Consider the following 21,200-nt stretch of genomic DNA (forward strand, 5'->3'; position numbering starts at 1 on the left):
GCTCATGCCGGTTCAATATTTTCAGTTCACCTCTCGATTCAGGAACTCTCCTCTCCATGGGTAAATCGCTGGTCATCGTGGAATCACCGGCCAAGGCCAAGACAATCAACAAGTATTTGGGCAACCAGTACGTGGTGAAGTCGAGTATCGGCCATATCCGCGACCTTCCCACCAGCGGCTCTGCCAACAAGGAGCCCGTCAAGCGCGGCAAGGCGGCCGCCGCCGAGGCGCCGGCGTTGTCGCCGAAGGAAAAGGCCAAGCGCCAGCTGTTCGCGCGCATGGGCATCGACCCCGAACATGGCTGGAAGGCCAAGTACGAGATCCTGCCCGGTAAGGAGAAGGTGATCGAGGAGCTTCGCCGCCTGGCCAAAGAAGCCGACACCATCTATCTCGCGACCGACTTGGATAGAGAAGGGGAGGCCATCGCCTGGCACCTGCGCGAGTCCATCGGTGGCGATGACAGCCGCTACAAGCGCGTGGTGTTCAACGAGATCACGAAGAAGGCGATTCAGGAAGCGTTCTCCAAGCCGGGCGATCTGGACATTAACCGGGTCAACGCGCAGCAGGCGCGGCGTTTTCTCGATCGTGTAGTCGGTTACATGGTCTCGCCGTTGCTATGGTCGAAGATCGCCCGCGGTCTGTCCGCCGGTCGCGTCCAGTCGGTTGCGGTAAAGCTGGTCGTCGAGCGTGAGCGAGAAATCCGCGCCTTCGTGCCAGAGGAGTATTGGGAGGTCCATGCCGATCTCGCCACGGGCGACAACGCCAAGGTCCGGTTCGAGGTCGCTCGCGAAAATGGCGAGGCGTTCAAGCCATTGAACGAAAGCCATGCCATGGCTGCGCTGGAGCATCTGAAGGGTGCGAACTACAGCGTCGCCAAGCGCGAAGACAAGCCGACCAGCAGCAAGCCTTCGGCGCCGTTCATCACCTCGACCCTGCAACAGGCGGCGAGCAACCGACTCGGTTTCGGCGTGAAGAAAACCATGATGATGGCGCAGCGGCTCTACGAAGCCGGCTACATCACCTATATGCGTACCGATTCGACCAATCTCTCGGCCGACGCGCTGAACATGGTGCGCGACTTCATCGAGGACGAGTTCGGCAACAAGTACCTGCCGGAGAAGCCGAACTTCTATTCCAGCAAGGAAGGCGCGCAGGAGGCCCACGAAGCGATTCGCCCCTCCGACGTCAACCTGCGTCCCGCTCAGCTATCGGGCATGGAGCGCGATGCCGAGCGCCTTTACGACCTGATCTGGCGCCAGTTCGTGGCGTGCCAGATGCCTCCAGCCCAGTACCTGTCAACCAGCGTTACCGTCACCGCCGGCAACTTCGAGCTGCGTGCCAAGGGGCGGATCCTGAAATTCGACGGTTACACCAAAGTCATGCCGCAGCAGAGCAAGAGCGGTGAAGACGATGTGCTGCCGGAGATGAACAAGGGCGAGGCGATGAAGCTGATCAAGCTCGATCCGAGCCAGCATTTCACCAAGCCGCCGGCGCGCTACTCCGAAGCGAGCCTGGTCAAGGAAATGGAAAAGCGCGGGATTGGTCGTCCATCGACCTACGCGGCGATCATTTCGACCATTCAGGATCGCGGCTACGTGTCGCTGCACAACCGCCGGTTCTATTCCGAGAAAATGGGCGACATCGTGACCGAGCGCCTTTCGGAGAGCTTCAACAACCTGATGGATTACGGATTCACCGCCGGCATGGAGGAGAATCTCGACGATGTCGCCCAAGGCGAGCGTGAGTGGAAGCATCTGCTCGACGAGTTCTACGGTGACTTCCGCAAGAAGCTCGAGGTGGCCGAAGCCAGCGAGAATGGCATGCGCGCCAACCAGCCCACGCTGACCGACATTCCCTGCAAGGTCTGCGGCCGGCCGATGATGATTCGCACCGCGTCCACCGGTGTGTTCCTCGGTTGCTCCGGCTACAGCCTGCCGCCGAAAGAGCGCTGCAAATCCACCGTCAACCTGATTCCGGGCGACGAGATTGCCGCCGACGACGAGGGTGAGTCCGAGTCTCGCGTGCTGCTTGGCAAACACCGCTGCCCGATCTGCAGCACGGCCATGGACGCCTATCTGCTCGACGAGACCCACAAGCTGCATATCTGTGGCAACAATCCCGATTGCAGTGGCTACGAGATCGAAGAAGGCCAATACCGTATCAAGGGTTATGAAGGGCCGAGCCTTGAGTGCGACAAGTGTGGCAGCGAGATGCAGCTGAAGACTGGTCGTTTCGGCAAGTTTTTCGGCTGTACCAACGCCGACTGCAAGAACACTCGCAAGCTGCTGCGCAACGGCGAGGCGGCGCCGCCGAAGATGGATGCGGTGAAGATGCCCGAGCTCAAGTGCGAAAAGGTCGACGATACGTACGTGTTGCGTGACGGTGCATCCGGGCTGTTCCTGGCTGCCAGCCAGTTCCCGAAAAACCGCGAAACCCGCGCACCGCTGGTGCAGGAGCTGATCCCGCACAAGGATGAAATCGATCCGAAGTATCATTTCTTGCTGAGCGCGCCGCAGAAGGACCCGGAGGGCCGCCCAGCCGTGATCCGCTTCAGCCGCAAGACCAAGGAGCAATATGTGCAAACCGAGGTCAACGGCAAGCCGACCGGCTGGAAAGCCTTCTTCGACGGCGGAAAATGGAAGGTGGAAGACAAGAGCACCAAGTAGGCTAAAAGCCGATAAGGGCGCTTTGGGCTGAAGGCCGGACGTGTGTCGACTTCAGCTCCACCTCCCGGATTCAGGTGTTCGAATTGCGATTTCTGCGTCTGTCGCCATACTTTCCAGCTTCAGCTCATCTACGAGGTCCACCCGCCATGGCTCATGAGCTCTACACCCGTACCAATCAGAAGATCTATTTCGCCGGGCTTGCGCTCGAGAATTGGCGGCGGGCCGAAGAAAAGGGGGCGATGAACGCACCCGGCCTGATCCAGGCCGAGCGGGAAGCCAGCCTGTTCCATCTCTACGGCGCGCTGCTGGGTTTATGCCACGAGATTGCTGGCTACTACCGGTTGCCCGGCGCTACCGCGCCCCGGGTGGAGATGCTGCTGGTGCGTTCGCCGAACAGCGTATCGCCGAGCCCGGAGTTGGCCGAGCTGACCGAGTTGGCCGAACACGGCGAGACCTGGCTCGCCCAGTTGCTGAAGGCCCATGCCGCTTTGTTCGAGCCGCCACGTGCGCCAGCCAAAACCAAGACCGACCCGACCATGCCGCTGATCGAGGCGGTTAGCGTGGAGGAGGACGTACCGCCACTGGGGCGCGACGAGGTGGAAACCTGGCGAGGCAATCTGAAGGAACTGGCCTTGCGCTTTCGCGAGTCGCTTACCGAGTGGTAGGTAACGACGCGAATCAAGAGACTCGGTTTCGCGTCACGTCCGATGCTTGTATCGCAGCACCAAGGCGATGCCGCCGAGGATCGCAACCCCGGCCAGCATCAGTCTGCCCGTCAGACTTTCACCCAGTAGCACGCTTCCTGCCAGCGCCGTGAGGAGCGGAACGCTCAGCTGCACGCTGGCCGCTTGTATCGCGGCCAGCCCAGGCATCGCCGCATACCAGATGGCGTAGCCGATACCGGAGGTAAGCCCTCCAGATAACAGCGCATACACCACGCCGGCGCTGTCCCATTCGAGCGAGCCCAGTGCCACCAGGCACAGCACTGCGACGATGGGCAGAGTGCGGATGAAATTGCCGGCCGTGGCGGCGAGCGGGTCGGGCGTACCTTTTCCCAGTAGCGAATACGCGCCCCACGCCATGCCCGCCAGCACCATCAGACATGATGCCGATAACGACGGGGTGCTCGTGCCGGGGAGAAGCAGGGCGACCAGTCCGGCCGCCGCCAGCACCAATCCGACTACCTGCAAGCGATGCAAGCGCTCCCCCCTGAGCAGCCCCCAGGTGATCATGCTCAATTGCACGGCGCCGAACAGCAATAGCGCACCGGCGCCCGCATCAAGGTGCAGGTAGGCGTAAGAGAACGCTGCGGCATAGATAAACAGCGAAAAGGCGCCGGCCCAGTTGCCCGGCACCGTGGCGGCACGCTTGCGTGTGTGCAGCAGCAGCCACAACACCAGAGCACCGGCGAATAGGCGCAGCGCGGTGAAGCTGGCCGGGTCGATCTGGCTGTCTCGCAGCGCCGCGCGGCATAGCAGTGAATTGCCCGCGAAGGCGAGCATGGCCAACGCCGTTAACAGCAGGGTTCTAGCGGTCATTGTGGCGCCCGATCGGGGATAGAGCTTGCATCGTACTGTGGCATCACTGCCGGCTGCCACTGTCCGCAGGAGAGTGACGCAGCTCCTGGCCCGCAGACACCAAAGCTGCCTCTGGCGCGGTCGGCTGGTACAATGCGCCGTTTAACGGGGAGCAGACTCATGCCAACGTCTTTTTTGGAAATCGTCGAGCTACCCGACGGCAGTATCGTTTTGCGTCGTGCTGAGGATGAGGGTGTACTGGTGACGTTGGATTTCTCCGACGATGCCAAGGTGTTTTTGCAAGGTCAGCATGTCGAAATTGCCAAGGCGATGTTCAACGTCGGTGTGCAGATGGCGGGGCGGGTGTCGGAAGGGGAGTTCGAGCGGGAAGAAGAAGGTCCGCGCGTACTGCATTGAGGAGTGGCGGTGCGAAGGGCGAATGGCCTTGGGCGGGTTTCGGCACGTCCATATGCCGAGAACTGAATGGGTTAGCCCAGGCGAATGTTCAGGCTTTGTGCGTTGCCTTGAGCCGCTGCCACGCAGAGCTTCAGTCGACTGGCCTTGTCGAGGCGTGGAAACCAGGTGATGACCGTGTGGCTGCAGCCGGACATCAACGCCTTGCATGCCAGCTCGAGCGTGGCCTGCGTCTCGCGGGCCTGCAATAACAGGATGCGGTCACGATTTAGCCCGGCTTCCCGTAGCCAGCTTTGCGAAAGGGCGGCGGGCGGCGCGATCAGGGTCAGCCACCGCGTATCGGTCGCCTCGCTGAACTCGCGCAGGATGGGCGCCAGCAATAGGCGGCAGTGATCACCGCTGCCGCTCAGCGTCATTTCGCTCAGGCGATCGTCCGCAGGTTGCGGGATGGCCGTGCTGGTAACGCTCGCGAACGGTGCCAGGCTGCGTGCGATCAGCCCTTCGAACAACGAGAGCTGGGGTGGCTGGCCTGCGATGGGTTGGGGTTGGTACTGCATAAACCTCTCCTTGGCAGGCGTTGAAACGACCTGCATTGCCAATACTTGTTGAAACAGCCTCGTCTTGCCTACGCCCACGCTCTCTGCTGGTCGCTAGCGGCGTATCACGCCGACACTCAAGCCTTCGATTACCAGTTCCTGTTGTTCGAGATCGATCTCGATCGGGGCGAACTCGGCATTCTCGGCAAGTAGCCAGACCTTGCTGCCTTCGCGCTTGAAGCGTTTTACCGTGACTTCATCATCGATGCGTGCCACCACCACCTGTCCGTTACGCGCCTCACGCGTGGTATGCACGGCTAGCAAGTCGCCGTCGAATATGCCGATGTCCTTCATGCTCATGCCTCGTACCCGCAGTAGGTAATCGGCTTTCGGTTGAAAGAATGAAGGGTTGATCTGGCAGGATTCTTCAACGTGTTGCTGCGCGAGGATCGGCGCACCGGCCGCGACCCGGCCAATGACTGGCAGTCCGCTCTCTTCAGTCGACGCTTCGAAGCCCGGAATACGTATCCCGCGCGACGCGCCGGGCGTCATCTCGATAGCGCCCTTGCGAGCGAGCGCCTTAAGGTGTTCCTCAGCGGCATTGGGTGACTTGAAACCCAGCTCCTGAGCGATCTCCGCCCGCGTCGGCGGATAGCCGTTGTCCTCCAGGCAGCGCTTGATGAAGGCGAGAATTTCCGACTGGCGAGGGGTCAGCTTGATCATGGCGGTCTCTGTTCTTTTATACAGTGACTGGGATTATATACAGTGCTTGATGCTTGGCAATCTTTGTTTGGTTGAGGCCCGGAGCGGCTTGGTGCAAGCTTTGCCACGCCGAACGGGCCTTCTAACGATTTCGTGGTTGACTTGGTATAGGTTGAAACGTAAGTTTCAAACGAGTGTTTGTCAGGGGAGGGGGCATGGCGCAGTCTGAAACAGTGGAGCGTATTCTGGATGCGGCGGAACAGTTGTTCGCCGAGAAGGGCTTCGCCGAGACTTCGTTGCGCCTGATCACCAGCAAGGCCGGGGTGAACCTGGCCGCTGTGAACTATCACTTCGGCTCGAAGAAAGCGCTTATCCAGGCGGTGTTTTCACGCTTTCTCGGTCCGTTCTGCGCCAGTCTGGAGCGGGAACTGGACCGGCGCGAAGCGCAGTCCGACCGAAAGGAAAATCTTGAGGAGCTACTGGAGATTCTGGTCGAGCAGGCGCTCGCGGTGACGCCGCGCAGCGGTGACGACCTGTCGATCTTCATGCGCCTGCTGGGTCTTTCCTTCAGCCAGAGCCAGGGCCACCTGCGTCGCTATCTCGAAGACATGTACGGCAAGGTGTTTCGCCGCTACATGATGCGTGTGCATGAGGCCGCTCCGTCCATTCCGCCCATCGAGCTGTTCTGGCGCGTGCACTTCATGCTGGGTGCGGCGGCGTTCAGCATGTCGGGTATCAAGGCATTGCGCGCTATTGCCGAGAATGATTTCGGCGCCAAGACGTCCATCGAGCAGGTCATGCGAATGATGGTGCCGTTCCTCGCCGCCGGGATGCGCGCCGACTCCGGCGTGGTCGACGAGCGTCTGGCGCAGGCGCATCCGGTCGCCCGTCGCAATGCCCTGGCAATGCCCGCAAAGGGGTAAGGTGCAAGGGCAGGCGCGTATCGGCTAAGCTTGCCGCCCATGCCTGATCTCGATTTTCTTCATGTTTCGATTGCCGACCAGATGCTGTACGGATTCTCCGACGGCCATCTGCGCGTCCGCTTGCCGGTGTCTACCGCGCGTAACGGCGTCGGCGAACACAATGGTTCCGGTTGTACCCCGCGTGGCCGCCATCAGGTGCGTGCGCGCATAGGTGATGGGTTGCCCCTCGGTGCCGTTCTGCGTGGCCGCCGGTGGACCGGTGAGGTCTGGAATCCGGATCTGCATGAGCAGTTCCCTGGGCGCGATTGGATCCTGACCCGGATCCTCTGGCTCAGCGGTTGTGAGCCAGGGTTCAATCGCCTGGGCCCGGTCGATACGTTCCGCCGTTACATCTATCTGCATGGCACGCCTGATTCGGAGCCCATGGGCGTGCCGCTTTCCCATGGTTGCATCAGGCTGCGCAATGCCGATCTGCTCGACCTTTTCTCTCGCGTACCGGTTGGCTGTGCCGTGCAGATAGAGGAAGCAGCCTGCCCTGACTGGTCGAGCGCAACGCTGAATTAAGGATTTGCCCAATATCATGCAAGGCTCACTGATGCTGGACATCGCCGGCACCTGGCTGACCGCCGAGGACCGCCAAATACTGCGCCAGCCGGAAGTAGGCGGACTGATTCTGTTCGCCCGTAATATCGAACATCTGAGTCAGGTGCAGGATCTGTGTCGCGCGATCCGTGCCGTACGGCCCGATATCCTGTTGGCTGTCGATCAGGAGGGCGGCCGTGTGCAGCGACTGCGACGCGATTTTGTTCGCCTGCCGGCAATGCGTGACTTCGCCACGCACCGCGATGCTGAGCAGTTGGCCGAAATCTGTGGCTGGGTGATGGCCACCGAGGTGCTGGCCGTTGGCCTGGATTTCAGCTTCGCGCCGGTACTCGATCTCGATCATCAACGCAGCGCCGTGGTGGGTAGCCGGGCGTTCGAGGGTGATCCACAACGAGCCACCGCATTGGCCGGGGCGTTCATCAAGGGTATGCACAGCGCTGGGATGGCGGCTACGGGCAAGCACTTCCCGGGGCATGGTTGGGCCGAAGCCGATTCACACGTCGCGATTCCAGTCGATGAGCGCGGTCTGGATGAGCTACGCCGCGCTGACCTGATTCCGTTCCAGCGCCTGTCCAACGCGCTGGACGCGGTGATGCCGGCGCATGTGATCTATCCGCAGGTGGACGACAAGCCGGCCGGTTTTTCGCGTCGCTGGTTACAGAACGTGCTGCGTAATGAGTTGGGTTTTCGCGGCGTGATCTTCAGCGACGATCTGTCGATGGCCGGTGCGCACGTCGTCGGCGACGCGGCGAGCCGCATCGAGGCAGCATTGACTGCAGGCTGCGACATGGGGCTGGTATGCAATGACCGAGGCGCTGCCGAGCTGGCACTGTCGGCGCTGCAGCGGTTTGGCGTCCAACCGTCTCCGGCGCTGGCGAACATGCGCCGGCGCGCGTCCGTTTCGCTGGAATACAAACAGGATCCGCGCTGGCGCGCATCCGTGGCGGCATTGCAAGCCGCTGAACTGATCGTTTGACTCAAGGAACCCAGATGACTGTCTATGCCATTATCGGCGGCACCGGCCTGACCGAGCTGCCCGGCCTTGTCCTGGACCAGGCGGTGCCGATGGAAACGCCTTATGGTGCGCCGTCGGCAGATGTTCTGCGTGGTACCTACGCCGGTCGGGACGTGCTGTTCCTGGCTCGTCACGGCCATCCGCACCGTATCCCCCCGCATCAGGTTAATTACCGCGCCAACCTCTGGGCGCTGCGGCAGGCCGGCGCACAGGCAATCATCGCGGTCAACGCCGTCGGTGGCATTCACTCGGCCATGGGGGCAGGGCATCTCTGCGTGCCGCATCAATTGATCGATTACACCTATGGCCGCGCGCATACCTTTTTCGAAGGGGATATCGAGCACGTCACCCACGTCGACTTCAGCTACCCCTACGATGAGCCGTTGCGCCAGCGTCTGATTGCCGGCCTGGCCGCCGAGGGTTTTCTGTTCAGCAGTCATGGCGTCTATGGTTGTACTCAAGGCCCGCGGCTGGAGACGGTGGCCGAAATCGCCAGGATGGAGCGTGACGGTTGCGACATCGTCGGTATGACGGGCATGCCCGAGACGGTCCTGGCTCGCGAGCTCGAATTGCCATACGCCTGTCTGGCGCTGGTGGTCAATCCTGCGGCCGGCAAGACCCAGGGAATCATTACCATGGCGGAGATCGAGGCCGCTCTGGCGGAGGGCATCGTCAAGACACGCGCCGTGCTGGCGCGTGCGCTTGCTGGCTGATCCGTCCAGCCGACGGCAGGCGGTTCGGACCGGTTTGCGACGGCCATTGGCGACGACGGCAAGGGCATGAAAAGTCGCTGCTATTTTTCGCCGAACACCCATTGCAGGCAGTTTGCCGCTTGCTACACTTGGCCGTCCTCTGGAGTATCGGAATGCCTTGCCACGCAACTATAAGAAGAATGACGAAAGCGGTGGTTTTGCTGGGTTTGCTGTCCGCAATCGCTGGGTGTTCGACCTGGTTCAGCAGCGATTTCCAGGATCCCCGCGTCCAGCTCACCGATGTCGAAATCATCAAGGCCAGGCTTCTCGAACAGCAGTTCATGCTGCGGTTTCGAATCGATAATCCCAATGAGCAGAGTTTGCCGGTTCGCGGGCTCGTCTACAGGGTCCATCTCAACGACATCGAACTGGCGAGCGGTGAGTCCAGTGGCTGGGCCACGGTGCCCGCACATGGCTCCGAGTACTATGAGGTGCCGGTTCAGACCAACCTCTGGCGGCACATGAAATACATCGTACGGCTGTTGGAGAAGCCGGACCGGCCCATCTCCTATCGTCTGGAAGGTGAGTTGAAAACGGGTCTACTGGCTGGACGGCGCGTGCACATCGCCACCAATGGCGAGATAATTCCCGGCAACTTTATTCCGGAGTAGCGACATCGATGAATCACGACACCCACGTACACGGTCCCGATTGCAATCACGATCACGACCATGCGCATCATGACCACGTCCACGGTCCGCATTGCAACCACAGCCATGATCCGGTGCGCAATCCGCTGAAGGATGTCGGCCGTAACGATCCTTGCCCCTGTGGCAGCCAGAAGAAATTCAAGAAGTGCCACGGAGCCTGATCCGCTCATGACACCGCTCGCCGTCGCGCTGCTCGTCGCCGGTTTGCTGCTGATCGCGGCGCTGGCCGCCTATGCGCTGCATTTGTGGCGCAAGGTCTGGCATAGGGAGCAGGCATTGGCCGAGCAGCAGGCGCAGCAACATGCCGCCCTCGCGGCCGATTTGCGGGTGCTTGCCAGCAGTCTTCTCGACGAACAGGTACCGCTGATCGAGGGCGCGATACGGATCAAGGTCCTGTTGGACAATTACGATTCCAACCTGGGCCAGGATCCGCGCTGCCAGGTCTTTCAGGTCCTGTTCGAGGCCACCGAACAGGTGCCCACGCATTCCGCCTGGAAGGCGCTGGATAAAACCGAACGACGCCGTCACGAAGCCAGTTTCAGTGCGCTGGAGTTGCAGCACAAGGCCGAGGCCCGTCGTTCGGCCCGCTGGCTTCTCGACGAAGCCTTGCCGAAGAATCGCGAAGCCGCCTGAGTGGCGGCGCCGTCTACCAATCTCTGTCCTTTTCTGTCCGATAGTGCCCCGTCTGCAAGGAGCCGTTGATGTCGTTGCGTCTGCCGTTCGTTCTGCCTCGTCTGACCCTCGGCGCTGCGTTAGTCGCTGGCGCGCTTGCGGGTTGTCAGCCCTATCTGGACAGTCGCTACGCTGACAGCCTGCCGCCAGCGCAGGGTGTCCAGGCGATTACCGGTCTGGACAAGAGCGTGAGTATCCGGCGCAACGCGCTGGGCGTGCCGCTGATCGAGACCGCGACGTTCCACGATGCCTTGTTTGGTCTCGGCTATGTGCACGCGACCGATCGTCTGAGCCAGATGGTCAGCCTGCGCCTCATGGCCGAAGGCCGGCTGGCGGAAATGGCCGGCCCGGGTGTGCTGGAGATCGACCGCTTCATGCGTGCGGCGAACCTGCGTCAAAGCGCTGCGTTGCTGTATCGGGAGAGCTCGCCGCGCATGAAGCGCTTCTTCGAGGTCTACGCGCGGGGCGTCAACGCCTACCTGTTCCGTCATCGCGACAAGTTGCCGATGGATCTGGCGGCGGCCGGTTACACGCCCGAGTACTGGAAACCCGAAGATTCGGTACTGGTGTTCTGCCTGTTGAATTTTGGCCTGGCGGTCAATCTTCAGGAGGAAATCGCGTCGCTGGTCATGGCGCAGAAGGTGGGCAGCGACAGCCTTGCCTGGTTGCTGCCCACCTATCCCGATGAGCCGCTTCAATTCGCCGAGGCGGACAAGCTGAAGGGCCTGAAGCTGGGCGGAGAGATACCCGGGCTTGCCGCGCTCGACAGCGCGGCTGCGCAGGTGGCTTCGCTGAACATGCTGGGTGTGGCCGCTTCCAACAACTGGGCGGTATCCGGCAGCAACACCCGCAGCGGCAAGCCGCTGATGGCCAACGATACGCACCTGCCACTGTCGATGCCCTCGTATTGGAATTTCGTGCAGATACGCTCCCCGAAGTTCCAGGCGGCAGGGGTGACCATCGCAGGCGTGCCCGCCGTGGTTGCCGGCTTCAATGGCAAGCTGGGTTGGGGCATGACCATGGTGATGGGCGATACCCAGGATCTGTTCCTCGAGCAGGTGCGCCGCGAAGGCGGGCGTCTGATGTATCTGGCCGACGGCAAGTGGGTGCCGGCACGTGAGCGCCATGAGACCTTTTTCATCAAGGGTGAGCGGCCGATCCGCGAAACGGTCTACGAGACCCGTAACGGCCCCTTGCTCAACAGCGTGCTGGGCGAACGCAAGCATCCCATGCAGCCGCTGCAGCTGAGCAGCGGTTACGGGCTGGCGTTGAAGACGATCCAGTTCGAAGCCGACCAGTCGCTCGATGCGTTCTTCGACCTGAGCCGCGCCCAATCGGTGGATGAGGCATTCGAGGCGAGCCGTGAGATCCGCGCGGCGGCGCTGAATATCGTCTTTGCCGACCAGCAGGGCATCGGCTGGCAAGTGACCGGGCGCTACCCGAACCGCCGTGAAGGCCTGGGATTGGTGCCCTCGCCGGGCTGGAACGGTCAATACGACTGGGATGGCTTCGCCGATCCCATGCTGCACCCCTATGACCAGGACCCGGCGCAAGGCTGGCTGGCAACGGCCAATCAGCGCACGGTACCCAAGGGCTATGGCATGCAGCTGTCCAATTCCTGGTTCTACCCGGAGCGGGCCGAACGTATCGGTCAGTTGCTGGCTCATGGCAAGCAGGACAGCCGCAGTGCCATGGCCATGCAGTACGACCAGACGACGATCTTTTCCACCAAGCTGAAAGCGATGTTCGAGGCGCCAGGCATGGCCGAGCCGCTGCGCGCGGCCATCGATGCCCTTGCCGAGCCTCAGCGAGGGCGAGCGCGCGAGGGGCTGTCACGGCTGCTGAGCTTCGATGGCAAGCTCAGTGCGGACTCCGCCGACGCGGCGCTGTATGAAGCCTTCCTCATGGAGTCCGCGCGCCAGACGTTCCTGGACGAGCTGGGACCCGAAGACGGCGCGGCGTGGAAGGCGCTCGTCGAGACGGCGAACACCTCCTATTCCGCGCAGGCCGATCACCTGCTGGCCCGCGACGACAGCCCGTTCTGGGATGACCTGAGCACTCCGCAGCGAGAAGACAAACCGGCCATACTGGCGCGCTCCCTCGCCGCGGCGATCAGCCGTATGGAGGCTTCGCAGGGCACCGATCGCAACGCCTGGCGCTGGGGCAAATTGCACACCTACACCTGGCAGACCGGCAGCACCCAGCTGGCGCCTCATCTGCCCGCCAGCCAGCGCGCCGGCATCAATGCCATCAGCGGCTATCTGGATCGCGGACCCTACGCGGCAGGTGGTGACCACAGCACCCTCAACGTGTCGGCCTACCGCTGGGGTGACAATTTCGATACCTGGCTGATCCCAGCGATGCGCATCGTCGTCGACTTCGGGCGCGACGAGCCGATGATCGGGCTCAATAGCTCCGGCCAATCCGGCAACCCGGCCAGCCCGCATTATGCCGACGGCATCGAGGCCTGGTTGAAGGGCGATTACATGAGCTTTCCGTTCCAGCCCCAGAACCTGGACAAGGTCTACGGTACCCAGCGCTTGCTGCTTACTCCGGCGCGCCCGTAATGGTATGGCCGGTGGCGACGCGGGCCTCACGCACGCATCGGGTTGGCTCCCGTCGTCGGCCCGCCGAGGCTTGGTTGCTCACGTTCAAGCAAGTGGCGCCGGAGGCCGTGAACAGATTCGCCTTGCCGAAGCAGCCGAGCTGAGCGCGTAGTGCGTCGCTGAAAGCCCGCCGAGCGGACTAGCGCTGTGCCCGCGACACTTCCACTACAGTGATCGAAGCAGGATCCGGGTAGTGCCAGCGCACGTCCACATCCCAGAGGCGGGTGCCGTAGCGACGGTCTGGAGCGGGCGTCTGGTAGGCCGGTCGTGGGTCCTGCGCCAGACACTGTTCGATCAGCGCCTGCAAGGGTTCCTCAAGGCGAATCGCCTCGCGACGGACCTGCTCCAGGCTCGTCTCGGTCCAGTGGACGGCGATGGGTTCGGGTGCGGCGGCTGCCAGGTCATTGCGTGCCTCGGCGACGCTGTCGGCGTAGGGGACATAAGGCTTGATGTCCAGCACCGGCGTGCCATCCAGCAGGTCGATCCCCGACAGATGTAGACGGCCGGGCTCGATCCGCTCGAGCCTGACAACCGACTGGCCGATGCCGTTGGGGCGGTGGGTCGCGCGGGTCGCAAACACACCGACCATGCGGTTGCCGCCCAGACGCGGCGGGCGGACGCGCAGGCGGGGCTCGGCCTCGAGTGCCTGGTGGAACATGAACAGCAGCCAGACATGACTCACCTGCTCGAGCCCCTCCAACGCGTGCGCCTGATCGAAAGGAGGATGCAACTCCAGAACGCCCCGTGCTGCCGGCGCCAGCTGCGGCTGGCGCGGGATGGCGAACTTTTCCTTGAAACAGGAGCGGACGATGCCGATAGGGGTGACGGAGTAAGACATATCGTGGCCGCGGTGGGAAACGTGGGCGGCCATCTTACCTGTACTCGCGGCGGGTTCGATGATCGAGGCCGCGTTCGCATTGCTGTGCAGGAGGCGGTCCGAATAGTCCTGCGGGTCGGTGCGCTTCGGCAGGCGCCGCAGGCATCTGTACAATAGCCGCCCTTTTTTCGGATATAGGCTATTTTCTGAGGTATCGCTGTTCCGTTTCACATTCATGCGCCGTGCCTCGTGGCCGGCAGACTCTGACGTGCCTGAGGCACTGCCACTTTCAGGTGGGCGTGGCGTGGTCCCATGAAACCATGCAGACAACCTGACGCCATTCATCGCTTCGCAATGTCATAAAAGCCAGAACAAGTTCAGGAGATAGAACTGATGAACGAGGCTGAGCTCTCATCCGGTACCACCGCCGCACCGCACGATCGCATCAATCCCGTGGTTTTCTATAGTTCGGCGATTGCCATCGTGCTCTTCGCCATCTGGGCAATGTTCTTCCAGACATCGTCCCTCGCCGTCATAAACGCCGTTCTAGGCTGGATATCCAACACCTTCGGCTGGTTCTATTTTCTCGCCGTGCTGGTCTACCTGATCTTCGTAGTGATCATCGCCACCAGCCGTTACGGCAAGATCCGGCTGGGCCCTGATCATTCCAAGCCCGAGTTCAATGTGATCACCTGGGCGGCGATGCTGTTCTCGGCTGGCATCGGTATCGACCTGCTGTTCTTCTGCATCGCCGAACCCATCACCCAGTACCTCGAGCCCCCGGTGGGTGAGGGCGGTACCGTGCAGGCGGCGCGCCATGCGCTGGAGCTGACCTTTCTTCACTGGGGTTTATCCGGTTGGGGGGTCTATACCCTGGTGGGCATGTCATTGGCCTATTTTAGCTTTCGTCAGGGCTTGCCGCTGTCGATCCGCTCCTCGCTCTACCCGATCTTCGGTAAAGGCATCTACGGCCCCATTGGCCACACCGTGGATACGGCCGCGGTGCTGGGAACCGTATTCGGGATCGCCACCAGTCTGGGTATCGGCATCATTCAGCTCAATTTCGGCCTGAACTACATCTTCGGTGTACCCGAGGGTACGTTCACCCAGGCCGTGCTAGTGGTGCTGATCGTGGTGTTTTCGGCAATCTCGGCCGCCACGGGCGTCGAACGCGGCATCCGCCGACTGTCCGAATTCAACATGCTGTTAGCGGTCCTGCTGCTGCTGTTCGTGCTGTTCGCGGGCAAGACCACCTTCCTGCTCAACGCTCTGGTGATGAACGTTGGCGATTACTTCTCCAATTTCATCAGCCTGTCTTTCGATACCTACGCCTATGACCAGCCCACCGACTGGCTGAATGCCTGGACGGTCTTCTTCTGGGCCTGGTGGATTGCGTGGGGGCCTTTCGTAGGTCTTTTTCTGGCGCGCATCTCGCGCGGTCGGACCATTCGGGAATTCGTCGTCGGCACGTTGTTGCTGCCGCTGGCCTTCATGATGGCCTGGATGTCGATCATGGGTAACAGCGCCATAGACATGGTCATGAACGGTGCGGCTGAACTCGGCGTGCAGGCCGTCAGCAACCCGGGTTCGTCGATCTATCTGTTCCTCCAGAGCCTGCCCTGGGCCGGCCTGACAACCGCGGTTGCGACCGTTCTGGCGATTGTCTTCTTCGTCACCTCCGGCGACTCTGGGTCGCTGGTGTTGTCCAACTTCACCTCGATCCTCAAGGATGTGAACAGCGATGCGCCGGTCTGGATGCGCGTCCTGTGGGCCGCGATCATCGGTGTGCTGACCCTGGCGCTGCTGATCGCTGGTGGGCTTACGGCGTTGCAGGGGACCGTGGTGATCATGGGACTGCCGTTTTCCATCGTCCTGTTGTTCATGATGGTCGGGTTGTTCAAGGCCCTGCATGTTGAAGGCGTGATGGCCGACAGTTACCAGAAGAGCCTTTCCGGCCATTTGTCAGGCCGGGCGACGCTCGAGCATGCGCACATGAACTGGAGCCAGCGACTGTCCCGCGCGATGAGCTTCCCCAGCCGCTCGCAGATTCGCCGCTACCTGCATGAGGTGTGCAAGCCGGCCATGGAGGAAATCCGCCAAGCCCTGGGCGAAAAGGGCGTGCCGGTGGAAATCATCGAAGGTGAGGCGGGCAACGAACACCTGGCGCTCAACGTCAACCTAGGCAGCGAGCAGGATTTCACCTACCAGATCTGGCCCGTGCGCAGCGCCATGCCGTCATTCGCGGTGCGTACCCAAAGCAGCCGGGCGCACTACTACCGCCTCGAAGTGCACCTGCGCCAGGGGAGTCTCGGCTATGACCTGATGGGCTACTCCAAACGGCAGCTGATCGAAGACGTCCTCGATCACTATGAGCATCACATGGAGTTCCTGCATCTGCAGCGCGAGAAAGGCAGCCTGGCCGACAGCGCATCAGAACCGGGCACCGCGCCAGGCGCCAGCTGAGCACGGTACGGCGAACCGGCAGGTTCGCCGCCCTTCGCCAATCCGGGTAGCGGCGTGGCCGGCTGCCCCAAACCGTTTCGAGAGAGGTGAATATGCCCCGTTTTCCAAGGCAACGACTCTACATCGCAGGAGACTACGTCGAGGCCAGCGGAGGGGAGGTGTTCGAAAGCATCAACCCAGCCAATGGCGAGGTGCTCGCCGAAGTTGCCCAGGCGACCCGTAGCGATCTCGAACATGCGGTGACCAGTGCCGAGTCCGGGCAGAAGGTCTGGGCCGCGCTGACCGGCATGGAGCGTTCGCGAGTCTTGCGCAAGGCAGTCGATCTACTACGTGAACGCAACGATGAGCTGGCCCTGCTGGAAACCCTGGACACTGGCAAGCCCCTGATGGAGACGCGCAGCGTCGATATCGTCACCGGTGCCGACGTGCTCGAATATTACGCCGGGCTCGCGCCAGCGATCGAAGGCGAGCAGATACCGCTACGTGATTCCAGCTTCGTCTATACCCGGCGTGAACCCCTCGGCGTGGTGGCCGGGATCGGCGCCTGGAACTACCCGATCCAGATCGCCTTGTGGAAGGCCGCACCGGCACTGGCAGCGGGTAACGCGATGATCTTCAAGCCGAGCGAAGTGACGTCGTTGAGTGCGCTCAAACTGGCGGAGATTTTCACCGAGGCTGGCCTGCCGGCGGGTGTGTTCAATGTGCTGACGGGGACCGGTGGCGAAATCGGCGCCATGCTCACCGAGCACCCACGCATCGCCAAGGTGTCGTTCACCGGCGGCGTGAGCACCGGCAAGAAGGTCATGGCCAGCGCTGCCAGCTCTTCGCTCAAGGAGGTGACCATGGAGCTGGGCGGCAAGTCACCGCTGATCGTATGCGAAGACGCCGACTTGGATCGGGCAGCGGACATCGCCATGATGGCCAACTTCTTCAGCGCCGGGCAAGTCTGCACCAATGGCACACGGGTGTTCGTGCCACGCGGGCTGCTCGGCCAGTTCGAGGGAATGCTGCTGGAGCGGATCAAGCGCGTGCGCATGGGCGATCCACAGGACGAGGCGACCACTTTCGGTCCCATGGTCAGCTTCGCTCACATGCAGAAAGTGCTCGATTACATCGCCAAGGGCAAGGCGCAGGGCGCACGGCTGCTATGTGGCGGTGCGCGCGTTACCCACGGCGAATTCGGCCGGGGCGCTTACATCGAGCCGAGCATCTTCAGCGACTGCACCGACGACATGATTATCGCGCGGGAGGAGATTTTCGGCCCGGTGCTCAGCCTGCTGGCCTACGACGACGAAGAGGAGGCGGTGCGTCGTGCCAATGCCACCGACTACGGGCTGGCCGCCGGCGTGGTGACACGCGATCTGGCGCGCGCCCACCGCATCATCCACCAGATGGAAGCCGGCATCTGCTGGATCAACACCTGGGGTGAGTCGGCCGCACAGATGCCGGTCGGCGGCTACAAGCAATCCGGCATCGGCCGCGAAAACGGCATCTCATCGCTGGCGCACTACACGCGGTTGAAATCCGTGCAGGTGGAACTGGGCGACTTCGCCTCGGTTTTCTAGCACCCGCGCAGGCCGTGCCCGGGCCCTGGGCCAGGCATGGCGAGGAGGAGGATCATGGAATACGACTACATCATCGTCGGCGCGGGCTCCGCCGGTAACACCCTGGCGGCGCGCCTGACCGAGGACGCTGAGGTCAGCGTCCTGCTGCTGGAGGCCGGAGGCCCCGATTACCGTTTCGACTTCCGCACGCAAATGCCGGCGGCGCTGGCCTACCCGCTGCAGGGCACGCGCTACAACTGGGCCTACAAGACCGATCCCGAACCGCACATGAACAATCGCCGCATGGACTGCGGCCGCGGCAAGGGGCTGGGCGGCTCATCGCTGATCAACGGCATGTGCTACATCCGCGGCAACGCGCTGGACTATGACAACTGGGCCAAGACGCCGGGACTTGAGGATTGGACCTACCTCGACTGCCTGCCGTACTTCTGCAAGGCCGAGTCCCGCGACATCGGCCCCAACGACTACCACGGCGGCGATGGCCCGGTCAGCGTGACCACCCCCAAAGCCGGCAACAACGAGCTGTTCCACGCCATGGTCGAGGCCGGTGTGCAGGCCGGCTATCCGCGGACCGAGGACCTCAACGGCTTTCAGCAGGAAGGCTTCGGGCCGATGGATCGCACCGTCACACCGAACGGCCGCCGTGCCAGCACGGCGCGGGGCTACCTCGACCAGGCGAAGGAGCGCCCGAACCTGACCATCGTGACCCACGCGGTGACCGATCGCATCCTCTTCGAAGGCAAGCGTGCCGTCGGCGTCAATTACCTGCGCGGCAGCGCGCAGCCAACCATCGCTCGGGCGCGTCGCGAAGTGCTGCTCTGCGGCGGTGCCATCGCCTCGCCGCAGGTGCTGCAGCGTTCGGGTGTCGGGCCGGCGCCACTGCTCAAGGATCTCGGCATTCCGGTGGTCGAGGACTTGCCTGGCGTCGGACAGAACCTGCAGGATCACCTGGAGATGTACCTGCAGTACGAGTGCACGAAGCCGGTGTCGCTGTACCCGGCATTGAAATGGTGGAACCAGCCGGCGATCGGCGCCGAGTGGCTGTTCCTGGGCTCTGGGATCGGCGCCAGCAACCAGTTCGAGGCCGGTGGCTTCATTCGCAGCCGCGAAGCGTTCGAGTGGCCGAATATCCAGTTCCACTTCCTGCCGGTGGCGGTCAACTACAACGGCAGCAACGCCTATGACGGGCACAGCTTCCAGGCACACGTCGGCTCGATGCGCTCGCCCAGCCGCGGCCGCATCGAAATCCGCTCGACCGACCCGAGAGTCGATCCGAGCATCCTCTTCAACTACATGTCCCACGAGCAGGACTGGCAGGAGTTTCGCGATGGCATCCGCCTGACCCGCGAGATCATTGGCCAGCCGGCGCTGGATCCTTATCGCGGCAAGGAGCTGAGCCCAGGCGCCCAGGCGCAGAGCGATGCGGACCTGGACGCCTTCGTGCGCGAGCACGCCGAGACGGCGTATCACCCGTCTTGCTCCTGCAAGATGGGAATGGACGAGATGGCAGTAGTCGACGGGCAGGGGCGTGTGCATGGCGTGGAAGGCTTGCGTGTGGTGGACGCATCGATCATGCCGCAGATCATTACTGGGAACCTCAACGCCACCACCATCATGATCGCCGAGAAAATCGCCGATCGGATTCGCGGTCGACAGCCGCTACCACGCAGCACAGCCGCCTACTACGTGGCCCATGGCGCGCCTGTGCGCCGGCCGCCGCTGCGTAGCTGAGGCGAAAACCGGACGCCGGACCTTGGCTTGGATGTCCTGGTGGTCAGTCGCTTGCCGCGTCTGCAGTTCAGCCGCTGTGGCATGGCCGAAGACGCGAGCGGCTGGTATCGGGGCAAGCCAGGTGCCAGCGGTTGCTTCGCAGGCTCAGCCCCGCTTGGAGCCTCGCCTATCCAAGGGGCCTGGCCGCGGATGGCCGACACGCCGTCCTTCGGATGGCGGTTTCAAGGCCTGGCTGCGTTACAAGCCGGCGTGCACTGCTGATGGAATGCAGGTGGCAAGGCGCAAGCGCATATTGGCGTTGCAGCGCGCTGCCGGGTAGCGAGTGGGTGCGGGCTCCGGCAACCCGGCAGGCCACTGATGACCGATCTGGCTCGCCATCGATCCGAGAAAGCGCGGATCAATGGATATTTGCCACGGCTCGGTGCGTCCGATGACGACATGCCCTCAAGAGATGTCCTTATGTTTCAGACCCTGAAAGACGAAGCCTTCCTCGTCGCCGCGCTCGTGATGGCGGGACTTGCCTATAGCCTCGAGGGCTATCTCGTTCACGGCGGCCGGGTGGCGGCGTTGGCGGCTACGGCTGTTCTGGTGCTGACCATCGTGCTGGCGTCGGTGCGGGTGGCGCACCATGCCGAGATCCTTGCCGAAAAGGTCGGCGATCCCTACGGCACCATGATCCTCACCCTGTCGGCGGTGCTGGTGGAGGTGGTGATACTCGGCATCATGATGTCCCACGAGCCATCGCCAACGCTGGTGCGCGACACCATCTACGCGGCGGTGATGCTCGATCTCAACGGTATTCTCGGCCTCGCGGCGCTGTTGGGCGGGTTGCGCCACGGCGAACAGCCCTACAACGACGATTCGGCCCGCACCTACAGCGTGATGATCCTGACGGCCATGGGCGTATCGATGGTGGTGCCGGAATTCATCCCGCGCGAGGACTGGCGCATGTATTCGGCGTTCACCATCGGCGCCATGCTATTGCTTTACGGTGTTTTCCTGCGCATGCAGGTCGGCGCGCACAGTTACTTTTTCAGCTACAGCTATCCGGAGAAGCGCAAACGCAAGAAGCAGCCGGACGCCGAGCACCCGCCGACCAGTCGCAGCCGTTCGATCATATTGCTCTGCGTCGGCGTGGTGCTGATCGGTGCCCTGGCCGAGGTGATGTCGCAGACCTTGAGCGTCGGCCTGAAGGGCAGCGGGGCACCGCCGATGCTCGCGGCGCTGGTGGTTGCAGCGATTTCGGCCAGCCCGGAAATTCTCACGGCCCTGCGCGCGGCCCTGGCCAACCGCATGCAATCGGTGGTGAACATCGCCCTCGGCGCCTCGTTGTCGACAGTCATCCTCACCGTGCCGGTCATGGAAGCGCTGGCGCTGTATAGTGGCCAACCGTTTCAGATGGCGATGACGCCGGTGCAGACGGTGATGGTTTTCATCACCCTGATCGTCGCGGCCATCAACCTCAACGACGGCGAGACCAACGCGATCGAGGGCATGACCCACTTCGTGCTCTTCGCCACTTTCATCATGCTTTCGCTGATCGGGCTCTGAAGCCCGTCAGCGTGACG

Annotated in this window: 19 protein-coding genes; 15 read left to right on the top strand and 4 right to left on the bottom strand. The window is 62.4% G+C overall.

Annotated features, from left to right (window positions below):
- Positions 1-56 precede the first annotated feature (56 nt).
- Positions 57-2,666, top strand: a complete 2,610-nt coding sequence (topA, locus tag KCX70_RS08820) for a type I DNA topoisomerase (RefSeq protein WP_212619940.1) — start codon at positions 57-59, stop codon at positions 2,664-2,666.
- A 146-nt stretch (positions 2,667-2,812) separates the two neighbouring features.
- Entirely contained in the window at positions 2,813-3,331 is a 519-nt protein-coding gene (locus KCX70_RS08825; protein ID WP_212619941.1) for a DUF6586 family protein, read from the top strand.
- A gap of 33 nt (positions 3,332-3,364) precedes the next feature.
- Here KCX70_RS08825 and KCX70_RS08830 read toward each other — a convergent pair whose 3' ends face one another.
- Positions 3,365-4,204, bottom strand: a complete 840-nt coding sequence (locus tag KCX70_RS08830; protein ID WP_212619942.1) for a DMT family transporter — start codon at positions 4,202-4,204, stop codon at positions 3,365-3,367.
- A 159-nt stretch (positions 4,205-4,363) separates the two neighbouring features.
- Between KCX70_RS08830 and KCX70_RS08835 the strand changes: the two genes are divergently transcribed.
- Positions 4,364-4,600: a hypothetical protein gene (locus KCX70_RS08835; RefSeq protein WP_021210136.1), complete on the top strand. Its 237-nt coding sequence runs from the start codon at positions 4,364-4,366 to the stop codon at positions 4,598-4,600.
- A 71-nt stretch (positions 4,601-4,671) separates the two neighbouring features.
- On the opposite strand, the gene sulA is transcribed toward KCX70_RS08835, so the two are convergent.
- Together sulA and lexA are read right to left on the bottom strand one after the other, a co-directional pair.
- Positions 4,672-5,154 (bottom strand): SOS-induced cell division inhibitor SulA, encoded by a 483-nt coding sequence (gene sulA / locus KCX70_RS08840; protein ID WP_212619943.1) that lies wholly within the window; start codon positions 5,152-5,154, stop codon positions 4,672-4,674.
- A 93-nt stretch (positions 5,155-5,247) separates the two neighbouring features.
- Positions 5,248-5,856 carry a transcriptional repressor LexA gene (gene lexA / locus KCX70_RS08845; RefSeq protein ID WP_102846096.1) on the bottom strand — a complete coding sequence of 203 codons (609 nt, stop codon included), beginning with the start codon at positions 5,854-5,856 and terminating at the stop codon, positions 5,248-5,250.
- A gap of 194 nt (positions 5,857-6,050) precedes the next feature.
- Here lexA and KCX70_RS08850 point away from each other — a divergent pair, with 194 nt between their 5' ends.
- The 8 genes from KCX70_RS08850 to KCX70_RS08885 all read left to right on the top strand — a co-directional run bounded on the left by KCX70_RS08850 (position 6,051) and on the right by KCX70_RS08885 (position 13,017).
- Complete coding sequence (locus KCX70_RS08850; protein WP_021210133.1) at positions 6,051-6,758, top strand: TetR/AcrR family transcriptional regulator; 708 nt, start codon at positions 6,051-6,053, stop codon at positions 6,756-6,758.
- Positions 6,759-6,797: 39 nt separating this feature from the next.
- Positions 6,798-7,322: a L,D-transpeptidase gene (locus KCX70_RS08855; protein WP_212619944.1), complete on the top strand. Its 525-nt coding sequence runs from the start codon at positions 6,798-6,800 to the stop codon at positions 7,320-7,322.
- A gap of 16 nt (positions 7,323-7,338) precedes the next feature.
- Positions 7,339-8,337: a beta-N-acetylhexosaminidase gene (nagZ, locus tag KCX70_RS08860; RefSeq protein ID WP_212619945.1), complete on the top strand. Its 999-nt coding sequence runs from the start codon at positions 7,339-7,341 to the stop codon at positions 8,335-8,337.
- Between the two features lie 14 nt (positions 8,338-8,351).
- Complete coding sequence (locus KCX70_RS08865) at positions 8,352-9,089, top strand: S-methyl-5'-thioinosine phosphorylase (protein WP_212619946.1); 738 nt, start codon at positions 8,352-8,354, stop codon at positions 9,087-9,089.
- A gap of 152 nt (positions 9,090-9,241) precedes the next feature.
- Positions 9,242-9,739 (top strand): LEA type 2 family protein, encoded by a 498-nt coding sequence (locus tag KCX70_RS08870; protein ID WP_392603798.1) that lies wholly within the window; start codon positions 9,242-9,244, stop codon positions 9,737-9,739.
- Between the two features lie 8 nt (positions 9,740-9,747).
- Positions 9,748-9,939: an SEC-C metal-binding domain-containing protein gene (locus KCX70_RS08875; protein ID WP_021210128.1), complete on the top strand. Its 192-nt coding sequence runs from the start codon at positions 9,748-9,750 to the stop codon at positions 9,937-9,939.
- Between the two features lie 7 nt (positions 9,940-9,946).
- Positions 9,947-10,411, top strand: a complete 465-nt coding sequence (locus KCX70_RS08880; RefSeq protein ID WP_212619948.1) for a DUF2489 domain-containing protein — start codon at positions 9,947-9,949, stop codon at positions 10,409-10,411.
- 68 nt (positions 10,412-10,479) lie between these two features.
- Positions 10,480-13,017: a penicillin acylase family protein gene (locus KCX70_RS08885; RefSeq protein WP_212619949.1), complete on the top strand. Its 2,538-nt coding sequence runs from the start codon at positions 10,480-10,482 to the stop codon at positions 13,015-13,017.
- Positions 13,018-13,195: 178 nt separating this feature from the next.
- On the opposite strand, the gene tsaA is transcribed toward KCX70_RS08885, so the two are convergent.
- Positions 13,196-13,894, bottom strand: coding sequence for a tRNA (N6-threonylcarbamoyladenosine(37)-N6)-methyltransferase TrmO (gene tsaA / locus KCX70_RS08890; RefSeq protein ID WP_212619950.1), 699 nt, complete (start codon positions 13,892-13,894; stop codon positions 13,196-13,198).
- Positions 13,895-14,266: 372 nt separating this feature from the next.
- Here tsaA and betT point away from each other — a divergent pair, with 372 nt between their 5' ends.
- From betT to KCX70_RS08910, 4 genes are all read left to right on the top strand, one after another.
- Positions 14,267-16,336, top strand: coding sequence for a choline BCCT transporter BetT (gene betT / locus KCX70_RS08895; RefSeq protein WP_212619951.1), 2,070 nt, complete (start codon positions 14,267-14,269; stop codon positions 16,334-16,336).
- A 92-nt stretch (positions 16,337-16,428) separates the two neighbouring features.
- Entirely contained in the window at positions 16,429-17,901 is a 1,473-nt protein-coding gene (gene betB / locus KCX70_RS08900) for a betaine-aldehyde dehydrogenase (protein WP_212619952.1), read from the top strand.
- A 54-nt stretch (positions 17,902-17,955) separates the two neighbouring features.
- Positions 17,956-19,632 carry a choline dehydrogenase gene (gene betA, locus KCX70_RS08905; RefSeq protein WP_212619953.1) on the top strand — a complete coding sequence of 559 codons (1,677 nt, stop codon included), beginning with the start codon at positions 17,956-17,958 and terminating at the stop codon, positions 19,630-19,632.
- Between the two features lie 459 nt (positions 19,633-20,091).
- A complete protein-coding gene (locus KCX70_RS08910; protein WP_212620305.1) occupies positions 20,092-21,183 on the top strand; it encodes a calcium:proton antiporter in 1,092 nt (363 codons plus the stop codon).
- Positions 21,184-21,200: the final 17 nt, after the last annotated feature.

The sequence above is a fragment of the Stutzerimonas stutzeri genome (assembly GCF_018138085.1).
Lineage (GTDB): Bacteria > Pseudomonadota > Gammaproteobacteria > Pseudomonadales > Pseudomonadaceae > Stutzerimonas > Stutzerimonas stutzeri_AI.

Bases quoted from the DNA above. Each gene is read 5' to 3' on its own strand.
- topA (WP_212619940.1), top strand. From the start codon at position 57: ATGGGTAAATCGCTGGTCATCGTGGAATCACCGGCCAAGGCCAAGACA.
- KCX70_RS08825 (WP_212619941.1), top strand. From the start codon at position 2,813: ATGGCTCATGAGCTCTACACCCGTACCAATCAGAAGATCTATTTCGCC.
- KCX70_RS08830 (WP_212619942.1), bottom strand. From the start codon at position 4,204: ATGACCGCTAGAACCCTGCTGTTAACGGCGTTGGCCATGCTCGCCTTC.
- KCX70_RS08835 (WP_021210136.1), top strand. From the start codon at position 4,364: ATGCCAACGTCTTTTTTGGAAATCGTCGAGCTACCCGACGGCAGTATC.
- sulA (WP_212619943.1), bottom strand. From the start codon at position 5,154: ATGCAGTACCAACCCCAACCCATCGCAGGCCAGCCACCCCAGCTCTCG.
- lexA (WP_102846096.1), bottom strand. From the start codon at position 5,856: ATGATCAAGCTGACCCCTCGCCAGTCGGAAATTCTCGCCTTCATCAAG.
- KCX70_RS08850 (WP_021210133.1), top strand. From the start codon at position 6,051: ATGGCGCAGTCTGAAACAGTGGAGCGTATTCTGGATGCGGCGGAACAG.
- KCX70_RS08855 (WP_212619944.1), top strand. From the start codon at position 6,798: ATGCCTGATCTCGATTTTCTTCATGTTTCGATTGCCGACCAGATGCTG.
- nagZ (WP_212619945.1), top strand. From the start codon at position 7,339: ATGCAAGGCTCACTGATGCTGGACATCGCCGGCACCTGGCTGACCGCC.
- KCX70_RS08865 (WP_212619946.1), top strand. From the start codon at position 8,352: ATGACTGTCTATGCCATTATCGGCGGCACCGGCCTGACCGAGCTGCCC.
- KCX70_RS08870 (WP_392603798.1), top strand. From the start codon at position 9,242: ATGCCTTGCCACGCAACTATAAGAAGAATGACGAAAGCGGTGGTTTTG.
- KCX70_RS08875 (WP_021210128.1), top strand. From the start codon at position 9,748: ATGAATCACGACACCCACGTACACGGTCCCGATTGCAATCACGATCAC.
- KCX70_RS08880 (WP_212619948.1), top strand. From the start codon at position 9,947: ATGACACCGCTCGCCGTCGCGCTGCTCGTCGCCGGTTTGCTGCTGATC.
- KCX70_RS08885 (WP_212619949.1), top strand. From the start codon at position 10,480: ATGTCGTTGCGTCTGCCGTTCGTTCTGCCTCGTCTGACCCTCGGCGCT.
- tsaA (WP_212619950.1), bottom strand. From the start codon at position 13,894: ATGTCTTACTCCGTCACCCCTATCGGCATCGTCCGCTCCTGTTTCAAG.
- betT (WP_212619951.1), top strand. From the start codon at position 14,267: ATGAACGAGGCTGAGCTCTCATCCGGTACCACCGCCGCACCGCACGAT.
- betB (WP_212619952.1), top strand. From the start codon at position 16,429: ATGCCCCGTTTTCCAAGGCAACGACTCTACATCGCAGGAGACTACGTC.
- betA (WP_212619953.1), top strand. From the start codon at position 17,956: ATGGAATACGACTACATCATCGTCGGCGCGGGCTCCGCCGGTAACACC.
- KCX70_RS08910 (WP_212620305.1), top strand. From the start codon at position 20,092: ATGTTTCAGACCCTGAAAGACGAAGCCTTCCTCGTCGCCGCGCTCGTG.